The organism is Arthrobacter nitrophenolicus (assembly GCF_000332815.1).
Classification (GTDB): Bacteria; Actinomycetota; Actinomycetes; order Actinomycetales; family Micrococcaceae; genus Arthrobacter; species Arthrobacter nitrophenolicus.
On record NZ_AOFD01000020.1, the window covers coordinates 25,081 to 42,439 of the forward strand.

Annotated in this window: 14 protein-coding genes and 3 pseudogenes; 12 read left to right on the plus strand and 5 right to left on the minus strand. The window is 65.3% G+C overall.

The features are described 5' to 3' along the window. Positions 1-298: 298 nt before the first annotated feature. From G205_RS22670 to G205_RS09185, 3 genes and pseudogenes are all read right to left on the minus strand, one after another. A pseudogene (locus G205_RS22670) lies at positions 299-412 on the minus strand (LacI family DNA-binding transcriptional regulator); the annotation flags it as partial. After that, a complete protein-coding gene (locus G205_RS09180; RefSeq protein ID WP_009357750.1) occupies positions 409-1,986 on the minus strand; it encodes a glycoside hydrolase family 43 protein in 1,578 nt (525 codons plus the stop codon). The pseudogene G205_RS22670 and the gene G205_RS09180, both read right to left, overlap by 4 nt. A gap of 128 nt (positions 1,987-2,114) precedes the next feature. After that, positions 2,115-2,848, minus strand: a pseudogene (locus G205_RS09185) (DUF6807 family protein); the annotation flags it as partial. 295 nt (positions 2,849-3,143) lie between these two features. Here G205_RS09185 and G205_RS09190 point away from each other — a divergent pair. The 8 genes from G205_RS09190 to G205_RS09215 all read left to right on the plus strand — a co-directional run bounded on the left by G205_RS09190 (position 3,144) and on the right by G205_RS09215 (position 10,119). Continuing rightward, complete coding sequence (locus tag G205_RS09190; RefSeq protein ID WP_009357752.1) at positions 3,144-4,448, plus strand: ABC transporter substrate-binding protein; 1,305 nt, start codon at positions 3,144-3,146, stop codon at positions 4,446-4,448. 46 nt (positions 4,449-4,494) lie between these two features. Beyond that, positions 4,495-5,448, plus strand: coding sequence for a carbohydrate ABC transporter permease (locus G205_RS09195; RefSeq protein WP_009357753.1), 954 nt, complete (start codon positions 4,495-4,497; stop codon positions 5,446-5,448). Between the two features lie 9 nt (positions 5,449-5,457). Continuing rightward, on the plus strand, positions 5,458-6,363 hold the full coding sequence (locus tag G205_RS09200; protein WP_009357754.1) for a carbohydrate ABC transporter permease: 906 nt from the start codon (positions 5,458-5,460) through the stop codon (positions 6,361-6,363). Positions 6,364-6,453: 90 nt separating this feature from the next. Continuing rightward, positions 6,454-6,918, plus strand: coding sequence for a hypothetical protein (locus G205_RS22680; RefSeq protein ID WP_235046841.1), 465 nt, complete (start codon positions 6,454-6,456; stop codon positions 6,916-6,918). Continuing rightward, complete coding sequence (locus G205_RS09205; RefSeq protein WP_235046842.1) at positions 6,851-8,473, plus strand: pectinesterase family protein; 1,623 nt, start codon at positions 6,851-6,853, stop codon at positions 8,471-8,473. Before G205_RS22680 ends, G205_RS09205 begins: the two co-directional genes overlap by 68 nt. A gap of 36 nt (positions 8,474-8,509) precedes the next feature. Next, complete coding sequence (locus G205_RS23450; RefSeq protein ID WP_009357755.1) at positions 8,510-9,292, plus strand: pectate lyase family protein; 783 nt, start codon at positions 8,510-8,512, stop codon at positions 9,290-9,292. Next, positions 9,289-9,825: a pectate lyase family protein gene (locus G205_RS23455; RefSeq protein WP_009357756.1), complete on the plus strand. Its 537-nt coding sequence runs from the start codon at positions 9,289-9,291 to the stop codon at positions 9,823-9,825. The genes G205_RS23450 and G205_RS23455 overlap by 4 nt, the downstream gene beginning before the upstream one ends. A gap of 81 nt (positions 9,826-9,906) precedes the next feature. After that, positions 9,907-10,119: a dodecin gene (locus tag G205_RS09215; RefSeq protein ID WP_009357757.1), complete on the plus strand. Its 213-nt coding sequence runs from the start codon at positions 9,907-9,909 to the stop codon at positions 10,117-10,119. 85 nt (positions 10,120-10,204) lie between these two features. On the opposite strand, the gene G205_RS09220 is transcribed toward G205_RS09215, so the two are convergent. After that, the gene (locus tag G205_RS09220) at positions 10,205-10,423 is read right to left on the minus strand and encodes a hypothetical protein (protein WP_009357758.1); all 219 of its coding nucleotides are present in this window, start codon (positions 10,421-10,423) and stop codon (positions 10,205-10,207) included. Between the two features lie 129 nt (positions 10,424-10,552). Then, positions 10,553-11,455 carry a helix-turn-helix domain-containing protein gene (locus G205_RS09225; RefSeq protein WP_035752597.1) on the minus strand — a complete coding sequence of 301 codons (903 nt, stop codon included), beginning with the start codon at positions 11,453-11,455 and terminating at the stop codon, positions 10,553-10,555. Positions 11,456-11,661: 206 nt separating this feature from the next. On the opposite strand from G205_RS09225, the pseudogene G205_RS09230 reads away from it, so the two are divergent. The 4 genes and pseudogenes from G205_RS09230 (at position 11,662) to G205_RS09245 (ending at position 17,332) form a co-directional block, all read left to right on the plus strand. Next, positions 11,662-12,482: pseudogene (locus G205_RS09230) on the plus strand (aldo/keto reductase). A 59-nt stretch (positions 12,483-12,541) separates the two neighbouring features. Continuing rightward, entirely contained in the window at positions 12,542-13,513 is a 972-nt protein-coding gene (locus G205_RS09235) for an aldo/keto reductase (protein WP_009357760.1), read from the plus strand. Next, positions 13,510-14,532: an SDR family oxidoreductase gene (locus G205_RS09240; RefSeq protein ID WP_009357761.1), complete on the plus strand. Its 1,023-nt coding sequence runs from the start codon at positions 13,510-13,512 to the stop codon at positions 14,530-14,532. The genes G205_RS09235 and G205_RS09240 overlap by 4 nt, the downstream gene beginning before the upstream one ends. 247 nt (positions 14,533-14,779) lie before the next feature. Further along, complete coding sequence (locus G205_RS09245; RefSeq protein WP_009357762.1) at positions 14,780-17,332, plus strand: rhamnogalacturonan lyase; 2,553 nt, start codon at positions 14,780-14,782, stop codon at positions 17,330-17,332. Positions 17,333-17,359: the final 27 nt, after the last annotated feature.

A 17,359-nucleotide genomic window follows, 5' to 3' on the forward strand; every position in this document is an offset into this window, starting at 1 on the left:
CAGCCGCGACCTTGCGGGGAGCCAGCAGCAGCACACCGTCCAGGCGGTTCACCGACGGCTCACGCAGTTTCCGCCAGCGGTCAGGGGTGGAGTGGTCAGCCCGGGCGTAGGACACGGTGTAACCCAGCCGGTCCGCGGCGGCCTCGACGCCGGCCATGGTTTCCAGGATCCACGGGGAGTCAAAGTTGTTGACCACCAGCTGGAGCATGCCGGGCTGGGAGGCAGGGGTGCTGCGCTTGGAATAGTCCAGTTCTTCCAGCGCCTGCTGTACCTTGGCCCGGGTGGCTTCCGAAACGTGGGTGCGGCCGTTGAGCACCTTGGACACGGTGGGCACCGAAACCCCGGCGGCCGCCGCGACGTCGGCAATTTTGGGTCGCGGGGTGGCTGTCAACGGAGCAATCCTTGGGGTCATGTGGTTGCGGCGGCGAGTTGCGGAGCAGTCGCGCGCCTGACGGGCGCGGTCTCCACCCGCACGGGTCCCACGATAACACTGCCGCTTTCCCGGGAACCCAGCGGCGACGCCGTAAAAATGCCAAGTTCGGCGCCGATCCATCGGCCTTCCACAACGTCGAAGTTCCAGCCCTGGACCTCCCAGGGCTCGCCCGGGCCCGACCGCCAGGCAAAGGTTGACCGCGGCGTACCGTCCGTCCGGATCTGGAGTTCGATCCTGGCGCCCGGCAGCAGGACCCGCCGTCCCATCGCCTGTTCAGCGGGCTCCTCTCCCCCGGTGCCGCCGCCCAGGACGTAGCCGTCGGCTGTGCGCACAATGCCCAGCCAGGCGTACCTCTGTCCCAGCACCACCACGCCGGCGCGCGTTCCGGGCGGAACGTCCCGCAGTTCAAGGGATGTGGTGAACGTCGAGGGCGTGCCGGGCAGGATCTGGGCCAGCACATTGGGCAGCTCCCGCAGGTTCACGGGATCATTGGCCTGCGGCCGCAGCTCCAGCTGCCCGCCACCGCCCTGGTAGCACCAGGCGTCACGCGGGTTGGCCTGCCAGTGCCACTGCGGCCCCAACCAGGGTGACGTGAAGTCGTCGCTCGCGGGCGGTGCCACATCCCGGGGCGAGGTACCCGCGGGGTAGGGGTGGCTGGTCACCGGGGTGCCCGGGCCGCCGTCGGACGCCGGTGTACCCATCCAGGGCCAGCCGTCCTCGTCCCAGCCCATCGGCTGGAGGTGGACCACCCGCCCGTACGGCCCGCGGTCCTGGAAATGCAGGAACCAGTCCTCGCCCCGGGGCGAGGTCACCCATGCACCCTGGTGGGGCCCGTTGACCGCGGTGCTGCCCTGCTCCAGCACGCGCCGGCCCTCGTAGGGACCAAAGGGCGACCTGGACCGGAACACGGACTGCCAGCCGGTGGCCACACCGCCGGCCGGGGCGAAAATCCAGTACCAGCCGTCCCGCTTGTAAAACTTCGGCCCCTCCAGCGTTGTGTAGCCGGGAAGCTCGTCACCGTCGATGACGTGGGTTCCGTTGTCCAGCAGCCGGCTTGCGTCCGGGCTCATCCGGTGGACCGTGAGCCGGTTCTTGATGCCGATCCGGCTCTTCGCCCAGCCGTGGACGAGGTATGCCTGGCCGTCGTCGTCCCACAGCGGGCAGGGATCGATCAGCCCACGTCCGGGATACAGCAGGTGCGGGGCGGTCCAGGGGCCTTCCGCCTTTTCGGCGCTCAGGACGAAGATGCCGTGGTCCGGATCCGGATAGAAGATCCAGAAGCGGCCATCGTGGTACCGCAGTGCAGGAGCCCACACGCCGCTGCCGTGCCGGACCAGGGAGTAGTGGCTGCCTTGGGGCAGGTGCGGCAGTGCATGCCCGGCGTGTTCCCAGTCCACCAGGTTCCGGGACTTCAGGATGGGGAGTCCCGGCACGCGGTTGAAGCTGGAGGCGATGAGGTAGTAGACGCCGCGGACCTGGACGGCGTCAGGATCCGGCCAGTCGGCGTTGAGGACGGGGTTGGTGTACACGGGGACTGCGTTGCGGGATGTCATGGCGTCCTGTCGGGGCGGGAGGTCTGGAGGTCGGGGTGCTGCTCGAGGAGTTCAAGGGCTTGGGACGGGGCGGAAAGGTGGCCGTCGTGGATGACGGCGTGGAGTGCCTGCACCAGGGGATTTGCAGCGTTGACGACGGCCTTTTCGGACCAGGCAACGGCCGGGCCGGCACCAAGATAGCCGTCCGTCCTTACGAACCAGGGGCGGTTGTTTTCCTGGGCCAGGACAACGCTGGCCGGGGATCCGCCTGAGGTTGTGCTGATGGCGAGCCAGGGTGACTGGCTTCCGTGGCTGCCGCCACGCCGTCCCCCGATGCCGAGAAGACTCTTGGCCCGGCGCAGTCCTCGGGAAAGCGCCAGAAGATCCCGCCGTAACCTGCGCCCACACGCCCCTTGACGGCCGACGACGAAACCTCCAGCTGCGCGACGCCGCCTGCGGGAAGCAGCGCCGAGCGGATGGACAGGCTCCACGTGCCCGGGGCCGGGTGCCGAAAGCAGCGGATGCTTCGGTGCTCAGTGGCCAGCTCCATGCCCTGCCCGGAAAACCAGGTGACGGAACCGTCTGCGCCGCCGGCTGTCCGGCTCCAGCCGGACGGTTCCTGCCACCCGTGGTTGGAGAGCATGGCCGGGCCATGGGTGGACGTGTACGTGGAGCCGCCCCAGAAGTTGGTGCCGTTGACGTCCGAGAAGGCGATGGACAACCCGGCGTGGTGCGGATGGTCCTCCGACCCCGCCGCGGTCAGCGTGGTGCCCGCCAGCGAGCGGACCGGATGGAGATACGGCCGCGGTGAGTTCGACGGCGGAAGGCCGCGTCCGCTGCGGTGGCCCACCAGGGCGTCGAAATCAGGTGCGCCACGCGACATGGGGCCTCCTCCCGGGTGATGGTTTTGCGGAATGCAGATCAGCCTAGGCACTCCGGAAAAAAACGGCAATACCTAAAGAAAATTTCTGTTTTTTCTGTATGCGAGTTTCTAAAAAGGTGTTGACAGTCACACTCGCACCTTGCTAGAAATCGTTTACTCACTTGTTTCTTCTGCTTGCTGCTTTTCGCCTCTATAAGAAAAGCCAATCGCATGCACTTCTTCCGGAAACAGAAAGTTTCCGGGCCAACTCCACATCACGCTCCGTCCGCGGACAGCAAAAGAGAGGCGTCATTCAATGAAGAAGACAACAACCGCCGGGATGCCCCGCAGGATGTTCCTGGGCGCAGCCGTAACGGCAGCCGGGCTGGCCCTGAGTGGCTGCGGCGGAGGTGCGGCCCCCGCGGCCGGCGGCAACGTGGAACTCAACTTCGTTTACTGGGGTGACGCCAACCGGGCCAAGATGACCGACGCGGCCATCAAGGTCTTCGAAGAGAAGAACCCGGGCATCACCGTCAAGAGTGAATACCAGGACAGCGGCCCTTACGCCGATAAGCTCGCCACCCGCTTCGCCGGGGGCAATCCACCTGACGTACTCAACATGGCCAACCGAAGCCTGCTGGAATACGCCCAGCGCGGCACCCTGGCAGACCTTCGATCCATGCCGGAACTCGACCTGGCGAACATCCCGGACACCATCCAGAGCCGGGGTGAGGTGGACGGCAAGCTCTTCGGCCTTGCCACCGGCGTGACCACCATCGGCATGGTGGTGAACAAGACCATCACGGACCAGGCCGGCGTCACCATCCCGGACGACAAGACGTGGAGCTGGGAGGACTACGCTAAGTTCGCCACCGAGGTCACGCAGAAGACCGGCGGCAAGGTCTACGGGGCAGGCTACGACGTCGCCACGGAAACAGGCCCCATCCTGTTCGCCAGGCAACGCGGCGAGGACTTCTACACCAAGGACAACAAGCTCGGGGTCAGCGAGGAAACCATCCGGGACTGGTTCCAGTACAGCGTGGACCTGCGGGAAGCCGGCGGCTATCCGCCGGCAGGCTTCTTCGAGCAGATTGGCGGCTCCGCCGCGCAGTCCTACCTGGCCAAGGGAACCGTCGCCTCCCAGATCATCCCGATTAACAACTACAAGGCCTACAACGAGGCTGCCGGCGGCAACGTGGTGCTGCTCCGGATGCCCGGTGAAACTACCCTGGAGCGCCGTGGCTACTCTGCGGACCCCAGCATGCTCTGGTCCATCGCAGCCAAGTCGAAGCACCCCAAGGAGGCTGCAAAACTCCTGAACTTCCTGGTGAACGATGCAGACGGAGCCGCCGAAACGCTCACCCAGCGCGGCGTCCCCATCAATCCGGAGATTGCTGAGGCCATCAAGCCGAAACTCAGCAAGGACGACACCGCCTTCGTGGACATGGTGGCCGCCATCCAGGAAGACGAACTGGCCCCGGCATACGTCTACCCCAAGGGTGCCAGCGTTGTGGCGGACACCCTCAAGCAGCTCGCCACCGAGGTCGAATTCGGCCGGATCACCCCCGCGGATGCCGCCAAAACCTTCCTTGAGAAGAGCAATGCAGCAATCAACAAGTAGGTCCGTCCGCTTGCCGGCACCCCCACACCAGATAGGAGCCTGACGGATGTCAGTGCTGACCAAGCAAGCCCCCGGTGCGGCCGCAGCCCTCGGCGCGGGCGCACCGGGACGCCCGTCCCGCGGAACGCCGCGGCGGAAGAACCAGCGCTCCGGCTACCTGTTCCTGTTGCCGTGGTTTCTGGGCATGCTGTTCACGATCATCCCGTTTTTCGCGTCCCTGTACCTCGCGTTCACGGACTACAACCTTTTCATGGAGCCCAATTTCGTGGGCCTGGCCAACTTCCAGGCGATGGCCGGGGACCCGCGGCTGTGGCAGTCCCTGAAGGTCACCTTCATCTACACCTTCGTCTCCGTGCCCATTTCGCTGGCCGTTGCCCTGGCAATTGCCCTGGTCCTCAACCGCGGCCTGCAGGGGCTTGCCATCTACCGCTCCGTCTACTACCTGCCGTCCCTGCTGGGCGGCAGCGTGGCCATCGTGATGCTGTGGCGGTACATCTTTGGCAATGACGGCATCGTCAACGGATTCCTGAGCCTCTTCGGTATCCAGGGGCCGGCCTGGGTCACGGACCCGGACTTCTCCCTGAGCACCCTTATTGTGCTGAACGTCTGGACCTTTGGCTCGCCCATGGTGATCTTCCTGGCAGGCCTGCGGCAGGTCCCCACCATGTACTACGAGGCCGCCTCGATTGACGGTGCGTCCCGCTGGCGGCAGTTCCGCAGCATCACCATTCCGCTGATCAGCCCCATCATCTTCTTCAACCTCATCATGCAGCTCATCGGCTCGTTCCAGACGTTCACGCAGGGCTACGTGATGAGCGGCGGCACGGGCGGGCCAGCAGACTCCACGCTCTTCTACAACCTGTACCTCTACCAAAAGGGCTTCACCGAATTCGAGATGGGGTATGCCTCGGCGATGGCCTGGCTACTGCTGATGATCATTGCGATCTTCACCGCCGTCAACTTCATCGCATCCAAGTTCTGGGTCTTCTACGACAACTAAGGCAATCCCATGGCACTCATCGAATTACCGACAAAGCGCAAGCAAGACAAGCGGGCCAGGCAGGCGGATCCGGAAGACGCCCTGGCAGGAACGCCGGGCACCCGGTTCTCCCGGCACCTGATCCTCTGCCTGGTGGGCCTGGTGATGCTGTATCCGCTGCTGTGGCTGATCTCCAGTTCCCTCAAGCCCAGCAACGACATCTTCCGGCAGCTGGGACTATGGCCGGAGAACTGGGATTTCGGCAACTATGCCCAGGGCTGGACGGCCCTGGACCAGCCCTTCCACGTCTACCTTTTCAACTCGATGATCGTGGTGGTCTTCTCGATCGTGGGCAACATCTTCTCCTGCGCCCTGGCGGCCTACGCCTTCGCGCGGATGGAGTTCACGGGCAGGAAGCTGTTCTTCGCGCTGATGCTGGGCACCCTGATGCTGCCGGGCCACGTCCTGCTGGTACCTCAGTACATCATCTTCTCCCAGCTCGGCTGGCTGGATACCTACCTGCCGCTGATCATGCCGAACTTCATGGCCACCAACGCGTTCTTCATCTTCCTGATGGTCCAGTTCATGAAGGCGCTGCCAAAGGAACTGGACGATGCCGCGCAGATTGACGGATGCGGCCCTTTCCGCACGTTCCTCCGGGTCATCCTGCCGCTGTGTGTCCCCGCCATGGCCACCACCGCCATCTTCACCTTCATCTCCACCTGGAACGAGTTCTTCGGCCCCCTGCTCTACATCCAGAACCAGGACCTGTACACCGTTCCCTTGGCGCTGCGGGCCTTCATGGACTCGGAAGGCCAGAGCATGTGGGGGCCCATGTTCGCCATGTCCGTGGTCTCCATAGCCCCGATCATCGGCTTCTTCATCGCCGGGCAGAAGTACCTCATCAACGGCATCGCCACCACCGGCCTTAAATAGGCCGCCCCGTTTTCCGCGCGCATCACCTGACACCCCGAGTGAAACCGCCCTGGCCGGAGGCTGCCCGGGCACAAAACAAAGGAGTTTTGCATGAGTCTGCGACGTCTCTTAGGCGCGGCAACCGCCGTCGTCATCCTTGGCGGTTTTGCCCCCGCCCCGGCAACCGCCGCCCCTGCCCTTCCGGCCGGCGGCACCCGGGTGCCCGCCGCGCCGTCCGCCCAGGACCCCGCTACGCTTGATCCCGCAGCCCTGTGGAAGGGGACTCCGGACGGCTTCGCCTCGTTGCCCGGCCACGGGCTTCCCGGAACCACCGGCGGACAGGCGGGAAAGATTGTCACCGCCACCACCATCGCCCAGCTGCAGGAGTTTGCTTCCGCCCCCGAGCCGCTGGTCATCTTCATCGACGGTTCCCTGCACGCCGCCCAGTACGTCAAGATCCCCGTCGCGGCGAACAAAAGCTTCATCGGGGCCGGCGCCGGCGCGCGAGGTGGTGAACGCCGGGTTCAAGCTCATCAACGTTTCCAACGTTATCTTCCGGAACTTCACCGTCCGTGATTCGTACATTCCCGGCGACTGGGACGGCAAGCGCCCGGACAATGACCGGGACGGCATCCAGCTGGACACCAGCCACCACGTCTGGGTGGACCACATGAAGTTCGAACGGATGGGCGACGGACTGATCGACACGCGCAAGGACTCGGACTTCCTGACGTACTCCTGGAACGTCTTCGCGGACAACAACAAGGCCCTGGGCGTGGGCTGGTCCGCCAACGCCGTCACCCGCATGACCATCCACCACAACTGGATCCGGAACACCACACAGCGGAACTTCAGCCTGGACAACACCGCCGCCGCCCACGTCTACAACAACTACCTGCAGGACATCGGCCAGTACGGCATGATGGGCCGGAATGCGGCCAAGGTGGTCCTGGAAGGCAACTACTTCACAGCCGTGCAGGACCCGATTGTGGCCAAAGACCCGGGCACCGAGGTGGTCAACCGGGACAACATCTTCAACTCCACCCGCGGCCGCAAGGACAACGTGGGCTCCGCCTTCGATCCCGCCGCCTTCTACCCGTACCAGGAAGACGACGCCGCCCGCATCCCGGACCTCGTCAGTGCCGGCGCCGGACCGCGGACAAACAACGCAGCCCAGACGACGGCGGAAATCACCGTCGCCCTGGACGGCACCGGCGACTTCGGCAGCCTGCAGGCCGCCATCGGCTCCATCCCCGCCGGCAACACCCAGCCGCGCACCATCACCGTCAAACCCGGCACCTACCGCGAGGTGGTGAACGTCTGGGCAGACCGCCCCAACCTCACCATCCAGGGCGCAACAGCCAACCCGGCCGACGTCGTCATCACCTACGACACCCCCTCGAACGGTGCGAAATTCTTCGGCGGGACCTGGGGCGCGGTCGGTTCCGCCACCATGACCATCTCCGCCACGGACACCACCGTGCGGAACCTGACAGTGGAGAACGCGTACGACGAGGCAGCCAACGGCAACAGCCAGGCGCTGGCTGTCCGCAGCGTCGCCGACCGCGTGGTGTTCGACGGCACCCGGTTCCTCGGCAACCAGGACACCTACCTCGCCGATACTGCCGGGCGGGACGCCACCGCGCGGACGTACCTGAAGAACTGCTACATCGAAGGCGACGTGGACTTCCTCTACGGCCGGGGAACGGCAGTTTTCGATCGCTGCACCATCCACTCCGTGGACCGCGGCAGCGACACGAACAACGGCTACATCGTTGCCCCCAGCACCAAGAACTCCAATCCTTACGGATTCCTGATCACCAACAGCACCCTCACCTCCGATGCCGCTCCGGGCACCGTGAGCCTGGGCAGGCCCTGGTTCGCCAGCAGCGACCCCGACGCACACCCGATGGCCGTCATCCGCGACTCCGTGCTGGGCAACCACATCGCCGTCCAGGGCTGGGCCGACATGGGTGGCCACGTGTGGACCGAAGGCCGGTTTGCCGAGTACAGGAACACCGGGCCCGGCGCCTTTATCAACGAGTTCCACCCGCAGCTTTCGGACGCAGACGCGGCCAGGTTCACCAAGGAAGCCTTCCTGGGTGGCTGGACCCCGGCGGGATTGCGCTGAGATGGCCGGCACGCACAACTCCAAGGGGGTCCAAGAGTGATTACCGCACCCGTGTCCATCGCGATCGCCGCCGCAGTCGCCCTCACCGTGCCCGTACCCGCGCCGGCGCCGGCACCTCAAGGCATGGAAGCCACTTCCACATCCGATCCCGGGCGGCAGACCCTGGCACCGCGTGATGGCTGGGCGTCCTTTGACGGCGGCACCACCGGCGGTGCCAATGCAGCACCCGACGACGTGCACGAGGTTTCGACGAGGGATGAGCTCGCCGCAGCCGTGGCGGGCAACAAGCCCAAGATCGTCTACGTCAAGGCGGACATCAACGCGAATACCGCCTCTGACGGCACTCCCATCACCTGCCAGGACTACGCCGCCAACGGTTATTCCCTGGATGCCTACCTCGCGGCATTCGACCCTTCCCACTGGAACGGGAAGGCATCCGGACCCCTCGAAGATGCCCGCAAGGCATCGAGCGCCAACCAGCAGAAACAGATCCGGATGGACGTCGGTGCCAATACAACCATCATCGGCTTGGGCAACGTCCAGCTCACGGGTTTTACCGTGAACATCGACCAGGTGGACAACGTGATCGTCCGCAATCTCCGGATCTCCGACGCCTATGACTGCTTCCCCGGTTGGAACGGGGAGACCTGGAAGACCGAGTGGGACAACCTCGTGGTGTCGGGATCCACACACGTGTGGCTGGACCACTTAACCCTGGATGACGGCGCGACGCTGACGCCGAACAGCCGAGATATTTCGGCGAGCCCTTCCTGCGGCACGACGGCCTGCTGGACGTCGTCCGGCAGGCGGACCTGGTGACCGTTTCGTGGAGCAGGATGGTGGGGCATGACAAATCGCTGCTGTGGGGCAACGGGGACGGTGCCACCGGGGACCGGGGAAAGCTCCGGGTCACGCTGCACCACAACGAACTGGTTGATCTCGAGCAGCGTGCGCCCCGGGTCCGGTTTGGCCAGGCGCACGTCTATAACAACGTGTACCGGGTGACCAGTCCTGGCCGCTACCAGTACTCGTGGGGCGTGGGGGTGGAGTCGAGTATCATCGCGCGCAACAATACCTTTGAGCTGGCTGAGGGCATTTCTCCTGACCGGATCCTCCGGGACTTCGGCGGCACCGGCATCGACGAAGAGGGCACGTGGTCAATGGACGGCACATCAGCGTCCTCGACGCCTACAACTCGGCCAATCCGGGCCAAATGCTGGCACCGGAAGTTTCGGGATCGCCAGGGCCGCACCTGCCGATTGAACCTGCCCCGGCGGCACGGGAACGGGTTGAGCGTGATGCAGGTTCCGGCCTGCGGTCCTGAACCGGCCTGGGCGGGCGGATGCGGATAAGGGCTGGTCAGCCCATCGTTGTCCTACTAGTCTTCAAGGACGGCCCGCAACCGGGAGCAACGATGATCACGAGGAGCGAAGTTGTCCAACCACACGTACAGCATTTCTGAAATTGTCGGCACGTCGGATCAGGGTGTGGACGACGCCGTCCGGAACGGGATCGCCAAGGCTTCCCAGACGCTGCGGAACCTTGACTGGTTCGAGGTGAAGGAGATCCGCGGACACCTGGAGGAAGGCAAGATCGCCGACTGGCAGGTCACCATGAAGATCGGCTTCCGCCTCGAGGAACACTAAAACCCTCGCGACTGGCCAGCAGCCGGTGCCCGGAAACCAATGGTTTAGGCACCAGCTGCGGGCCAGTCCGCGTTTAAGGTTGGCCCTAGTTGGCCGAGGCGAAACCTGACGGACGCCGCCGCCACACTGTAGGGACGCCGTCGAACGCGGGAAACACATGTCCTTCAAAAAAGGACAGCACGGTGTGGGGATCGTGGTCGGGGCTCCACAGTCCGGACACCGGGCAGTGCGAGCCGGTGGCGGTGGACGAGGCGTTGCCGGCGTTACCTGCCTGGCGTTCCTTCAGCAGGGCGATGCGTTTCATCTTTGAGACCATCCTTGGTGGGCGAAGAGTATGTTCCTCCAGCCTAGGAACAGCGCCCCACCCCACCAATGGGCGGCTGGCCAGAATCGCCGCCTTCCTCTGGACAAATGTACAGCCGGCCCGGCGCCGCTACGCTTTCCCGGTCTCCTGGGGTGCTGCGACGACGTCAATCCCCTCCCGCTGCTGCCCCGCCCCGGGCGCACCAAGGCTGCCCAGCAGCGCAAGCGCGTCCGACGACGGCGAGCCGGGCCGGGCGGAATAGATCCGCAGCGTCTGGTCGGGGTCGTCCGGAAGAGCCAGGTTTTCAAAGTTCAGTTCCAGGTCCCCTACTGTCGGGTGGTGCAGCCGCACGGTCCCCGCTGCCCTCGTCGCCACCCGGTGTCCGGCCCACCATTGCCGGAAGTGTTCGCTGTGGACCGCGAGCTCGCCCACCAACTGGCTGGCCTGGGGATCGTTGGGGTGCCGCCCTACGTCCAGCCGGAGCGCTCCGGCTGCCTCCGCCGCCACCGTTTTCCAGTCCCGGAACAGGTCCCGGGCCCCCGAATCGAGGATGAGCCAGCGGGTGAGGTTGCGTTCGGCGGCCGGAAGGGCGGGGAAATCAGTAAAGAGCAGGAACGCCATCCGGTTCCCGGCCAGGACATCGCTGCGCCGGCCCAGGACCATGGCGGGCACGTCCCCCACGGCGTCGAGGAGGTTCCGGAGCGCCGGCCGGACGCCCTGCACCGTGGACCCGGACGGCCGGGGTGTTCCGGCGCAGTTCTCCAACAAATCCAGCATGTGGGCGTGCTCGCTGCTGTCCAGCCGCAGCGCCCGCGACACGGCGTCGAGCACTGTCCGTGAGGGGTGGATGTTGCGGCCCTGCTCCAGCCGGACGTAGTAGTCAGTGCTGACTCCGGCCAAACGCGCCACTTCCTCGCGCCGGAGCCCGGGAACCCTGCGCGCCCCGGGGGTAGTGCCTGCTCCGGCTACTTCCGGACTGAGCCGTGACCGCATGGCTTTGAGGAATTTTCCGAATTCGGCGCTTTGACCCATGGTGACCATTGTGCCCGGCCTTCCCCGCCAACTTCTACAACGAAGGTAGGACTGGCAGTCCTAGGAAAAAGAGGATCATCCTTAGCTGCTGACTTGGCGGCAAAAAATGCATAGGCTCGGAACAGAGCCAGCGGAAACCGCTTTCTCCGTGTCAAGCACACGGCACCCCATTCCAGCATTAGCACCAGCACCTGCAAGGAGCACCAATGTCAGAGCTGACACTGAACAACGGCGTCACCATCCCCCAGCTTGGCTTCGGCGTATTCCAGGTCCCGCCGGAAGACACGCAGCGGACCGTCGAGGATGCGCTGGCGGCAGGCTACCGCCATATCGACACTGCCGCCGCCTACCAGAATGAGGAAGGCGTCGGTGCCGCCATTGCGGACACCGGCATTGCCCGCGAGGACATCTTCATCACCACCAAGCTGCGCAACGGCGAACAGGGGCGCGCACAGGAGGCTTTCCAGAACAGCCGCAAGGCACTTGGCCTGGACTACGTCGACCTCTACCTCATCCACTGGCCGGTTCCGTCGCAGGGCCTCTACGTCCAGGCCTGGAAGGAGATGGAGCGGCTCTACGAGAACAAGGAAATCCGGGCCATCGGCGTCTCCAACTTCCTCTCCGACCACCTGGACACGCTGCTCGAGTCCGCCGAAATCGTCCCGGCCGTCAACCAGATCGAACTCCACCCGAGCTACCAGCAGGCAGAGCTTGCCGGGAAGTGCCGGAGCCTGGGGATCGAGGTGGAGGCGTACAGTCCGCTGGGACAGGGCGCGGACCTCAACGGAAACGCCGTCACGTCCATCGCCACCGCCCACAACGCCACCACCGCGCAGGTGTGCTCGCCTGGCACCTGGCGACCGGCAACATCGTCATCCCCAAGTCCGTGGACCCCGGACGTATCCGGGAAAATTTTGCCGCGTCGTCCCTGACGCTTTCCGACGACGAACTCGCGGCCATCAGTGCCCTCGAGTCGGGCGCCCGCCTGGGTTCCGATCCCGCCGTCGCATCCTTCACCCAGCTCTAGCCGCATCCCGGCCGGCCCAACCGCCGCGCTACCCGGCACAATCGCTGAAAGGACTTTCCATGGAATACACCCACTTGGGCCGGTCCGGCCTCAAGGTCTCCCGCCTCTGCCTTGGCACCATGAACTTCGGACCGCAAACAGAGGAATCCGATGCCCACAGCATCATGGACTCCGCCCATGAGAACGGCATCAACTTCTTCGACACCGCCAACGTCTACGGCGGCGCGGGGCACCGCGGCTGGACCGAGGAAATCATCGGGCGCTGGTTCGCCAAGGGCGGCGAGCGCCGCGAACACACGGTCCTGGCCACTAAGCTCTACGGCACCATGACGGACCGGCCCAATGAGTCCAGGCTGTCCGCCCTCAATATCCGCCGTGCCCTGGACGCGAGCCTCAAGCGGCTGCAGACGGACTACATCGACGTCTACCAGTTCCACCACATCGACCGGGATACCCCGTGGGACGAAATCTGGCAGGCCATTGAGGTTGCCGTCCAGCAGGGCAAGATCCTCTACTCCGGCAGCAGCAACTTCGCCGGCTGGCATATCGCCCAGGCGCAGGAGGCCGCGCGGCGGCGGAACTACACCGGCCTGGTCAGCGAGCAGTCCATTTACAACCTGTTCATGCGGCAGGTGGAGCTGGAGGTCATCCCCGCCGCCCAGGAGTACGGGCTGGGGCTCATTCCGTGGTCACCCCTCCAGGGCGGACTCCTGGGCGGGGTGCTGAAGAAGGAGCGCGACGGCGTCCGGCGCACCGAAGGCCGTGCGGCGGAGACCCTCAAGAAGCACGAAGGCCAGATCCGCCAGTACGAGGACTTTGCCGACGAGCTGGGCCATGAGCCGGGCGACATCGCCCTGGCATGGCTCCTGCACCAGCCGGCAGTGACGGCCCCGATCGTGGGCCCGCGGACCCAGGAACAGCTGGACGCCGCCATCCGGGCACTAAACGTCACACTGGACGCCGATGCACTGAAGCAACTGGATGCCATCTTCCCGGGCCACAGGACAGCCCCGGAGGATTACGCGTGGTGATCCCGCACCCTGAAGCCGGACCGGTGGCGCCGCGGAACATCCTCTTCATCGGCGGCACCGGGGTAATCAGCACGGCGGCAGCGGAACGCGCCGTCGGGCTGGGACACCGGCTCACCATCCTCAACCGGGGCCGGTCCACCAGGCCGGTCCCGGAAGGGGTGGAGACCCTGCAAGCGGACGTCCGGGACCAGGAGTCCGTCCGGGAGGTGCTGGGCAGGCGGGAGTTCGACGCCGTTGCCGATTTCATCACCTACACGCCGGACCAGGCGCAGGCCAGCATGGAGTTGTTCCGGGGCAGGACCGGGCAGTACGTCTTCATCAGCTCCGCGTCCGCCTACCAGAAGCCACCTGCCCGGCTGCCGATCCTTGAGTCCACGCCGCTGAAGAACCCGTTCTGGAAGTACTCCCGGGACAAGATTGCCTGCGAGGAACTGCTGTTCCGCGCCTACCGGGATGACGATTTTCCATTGACGGTGGTCCGCCCCTCACACACCTACGACCGCACCAAGATTGCCATGGTGGGCGGCTGGACCGACATCCACCGGATGCGCGCAGGCCTGCCCGTCATGGTGCACGGGGACGGCACCTCGCTCTGGACCCTGACCCACAGCCGGGACTTCGCCAAGGCCTTCGTCGGCTTGCTCGGCCTGCCCCAGGCGGTGGGCGAGAGCTACACCATCACGTCTGACGAGTACCTGCCCTGGAACCAGGTCTACCGGCTCTTTGCCAGGGCCGCGGGCGTGGCGGAACCGGAACTTGTCCACGTGGCATCGGAGACCATCGCCGCACAGAACCCCGAGATCGGCGCCAATCTGTTGGGCGACCGCTCCCACTCGGTCATCTTCGACAACAGCAAGATCAAAGCCCTCGTGCCGGACTACGCGGCCACCATCCCCTTCGCCGACGGTGCCCGGGAGATCGTTCAGTGGCATGACTCCCACCCTGAGCTGCAGGTGGTGGACCAGGGCTACATGGAGCTCACGGACAAGCTCACTGCGTGGGCCCGCGGCAGCATGTGAACCTCCGCGCAAAGCGGAGCTGAGCCTGCCTTCGTTAGCCACTGTCCGCGAAATCGCCGGAATGCTTCGGGAACGCCGATCAGGATCGGCGTTCCCGAAGCATTCCAGCGTGCCCGGCGAGCACCCAATTCTACAACGTTCTAAATAGCGCGCTTCTGGCGCGATTTCAAGGCTTGTTTTACCCCCACCCCCTACCCTAGGTTACTGGGGAAGCGTTTTCCCGATACAAAATTGAAAGGATTCACCGATGAATCCCACCAAGACAAGCCTGCGCCTGCTGTCGGTCGGCACCCTGGGCGTTGCCCTGACATTCGGCTGCCTTGCAGCCCCGGCCTCCGCCGTCGGGCCCTCCCCTGAGCCGGGCAACCCGGCGGTCCAGCTGGATCACCTGGACCGGGGGCTGGTGGCCGCCGGCACGTCCGAGGGCGTCTTCCTCAGCTGGCGGCTGCTGGGCCACGAAGCCACCGGTTCGTCCGCCACAGGCCTGACCGGCACCGACTTCAACGTGTACCGGGACGGCCAGAAGCTGGCAACGGTCACGGACAGCACCAACTACCTGGACACCTCCGGAACCGCCGCCTCGAAGTACCAGGTGCGCGCCGTCGTCGAAGGCGTTGAACTGGACGAAAGCGCCACCGCCACCTCCTGGGGCGGGAACTTCAAGGACATTCCGCTACGGAAGCCGGCGGACGGCGTCACCCCGGCCGGCCAGGCCTACACCTACTCCGCCAACGATGCCTCGGTGGCCGACGTGGACGGCGATGGCCAGTACGAGTTCATCGTGAAGTGGGACCCCAACAACTCCAAGGACGTCTCGCAGGTGGGCTACACCGGCAACACCTACGTGGACACCTACAAGGCGGACGGCACGCTCCTGCACCGGATCGACCTGGGCGTCAACGTCCGTTCGGGCGCGCACTACACGCAGCTGCTCGTTAACGACTTCGACGGTGACGGCCGCGCCGAGATGATGATGAAGACGGCGCCGGGGACAAAGAGCACCAACTACAACGCGGACGGCAGTGTCGCATCCCAGCAGTTCATCACGCTGCTTCAGTCCGACATCGAAGCAGGCTACGCCAGCACCGACGACTACCGGATGAGCGCCGCGGACTACTACCAGCACGTCGTGGAGATGTTCCAGGGCTGGAGCCAGCACCCCGAGGTAAAGGCCGGCAACTGGCCCGCCACCCTCGAGGAAGCCTTCGGCATCGCGCCGGAGTACCAGTACCCGCTGTCCACATCCGACGCCAAAGCGCTGGCCGACTACTTCATGGACGTTTACGCCCCCTCCCGCAGCGCACGGAACAACCTTCGGGCCTTCGAGGGCTTCATCGTCTCCGGCCCGGAATACCTCACCGTTTTCGAGGGCGCCACGGGCAAGGAACTGAAGACGGTGGCCTACGAGCCGGGCCGGCACGACGACGGCCTGATGTGGGGCGACTACGCCATGGCACGCATCGAGCCGGGAAACCGCGTGGACCGGTTCCTGGCCGGCGTCGCCTATCTGGACGGGCAAAAGCCCGCAGCGGTCTTCGCCCGCGGCTACTACACCCGCACCACCCTGGCCACCTACACCTGGGACGGTACCAACCTCTCCCCGGCCTGGAACATCGACTCGGGCTGGGCACCCATGACCAACCCGTTCAACGATTCCCCGCACGGCCGTGACGGCACCGATCCGGAATACGGCAAGCTCACCACGCAGGGTTTCCATTCGCTGAGCGCCTCGGACGTGGACGGCGACGGCAGGCAGGAGATCGTCTACGGCGCCGCAACCATCGACGACGACGGCTCCGTCCTGTACAGCTCCTTCGACACCATGCCGGAGGGCAGCGCCACACCGGGTGAAGAGGCGCGGCTGGGCCACGGCGACGCCATGCACGTGACGGACATCGACCCCAACCGGCCCGGCAAGGAAATCTTCACGGTGCACGAGGGCGGCACGTGGGCACCCTACGGCTATGCCATGCGCGACGCCGGCACGGGCGAGGTGCTGTTCGGCGCCTACTCGGGCAAGGACACCGGCCGCGGCATGATCGGCGACGTTGACCCCGCCGTACCCGGCATCGAGAACTGGGCCATCGGCATGCAGTCCGCCGACGGCACCAAGCTTTCCACATCCCAGCCCGGCACCAACATGAGCATCAAGTGGGCAGCGGACATGACCACGCAGATCGTCAACGGCTCCGGCGACCAGACCCCCACCATCGACGACTGGAAGCGCGGACGGCTGCTGACCGCGGAGGGAACCCGCACCAACAACGGCACCAAGGGAACACCCAGCCTGGTGGCGGACGTCGTGGGTGACTGGCGCGAGGAGATGCTCGTCCGGACCGCGGACAGCACCGCCCTGCGGATGTACCTGAGCACCGAGGTGACCAACCACAAGCTCTACACGCTGATGCACGATCCCCAGTACCGCGCGGAGGTTGCCCGGCAGAACACCACCTACAACCAGCCCTCCTACACCGACTTCTACTTTGCCTCGGACATGGAGTTCGGCGATGTGCCGCTCCGCGCAGCCTGGCTCCCCGGCAGCGTGAAGGCGTTGCAGCACGCGCTGGAGGACCTGACGGAATCAGGGGATGTCACGGGCCCGGTGGCCAGCCAACTCACGGAAAACGTGCGGCAGGCAGCAAAGGCCGTTGAAGACGGCGACCCGGAGAAGGCTGCCAGGACGCTGGAGCGGTTCGTGGACTTCCTGGCCCAGCAGAACGGACCGGACACGGTTTCGGACACCGCCCGGACGGTCCTGGACTACAACGCCGGAAACATTCTCCGGGCTTTTGGGAGCTAGGACGGCACTACGGGAGAGACTGTTCTC

What these genes read in the sequence shown, in the direction of transcription:
- G205_RS09180 (WP_009357750.1), bottom strand. Translation starts at nt 1,986, where the DNA reads ATGACATCCCGCAACGCAGTCCCCGTGTACACCAACCCCGTCCTCAAC.
- G205_RS09190 (WP_009357752.1), top strand. Translation starts at nt 3,144, where the DNA reads ATGAAGAAGACAACAACCGCCGGGATGCCCCGCAGGATGTTCCTGGGC.
- G205_RS09195 (WP_009357753.1), top strand. Translation starts at nt 4,495, where the DNA reads ATGTCAGTGCTGACCAAGCAAGCCCCCGGTGCGGCCGCAGCCCTCGGC.
- G205_RS09200 (WP_009357754.1), top strand. Translation starts at nt 5,458, where the DNA reads ATGGCACTCATCGAATTACCGACAAAGCGCAAGCAAGACAAGCGGGCC.
- G205_RS22680 (WP_235046841.1), top strand. Translation starts at nt 6,454, where the DNA reads ATGAGTCTGCGACGTCTCTTAGGCGCGGCAACCGCCGTCGTCATCCTT.
- G205_RS09220 (WP_009357758.1), bottom strand. Translation starts at nt 10,423, where the DNA reads ATGAAACGCATCGCCCTGCTGAAGGAACGCCAGGCAGGTAACGCCGGC.
- G205_RS09225 (WP_035752597.1), bottom strand. Translation starts at nt 11,455, where the DNA reads ATGGGTCAAAGCGCCGAATTCGGAAAATTCCTCAAAGCCATGCGGTCA.
- G205_RS09235 (WP_009357760.1), top strand. Translation starts at nt 12,542, where the DNA reads ATGGAATACACCCACTTGGGCCGGTCCGGCCTCAAGGTCTCCCGCCTC.
- G205_RS09245 (WP_009357762.1), top strand. Translation starts at nt 14,780, where the DNA reads ATGAATCCCACCAAGACAAGCCTGCGCCTGCTGTCGGTCGGCACCCTG.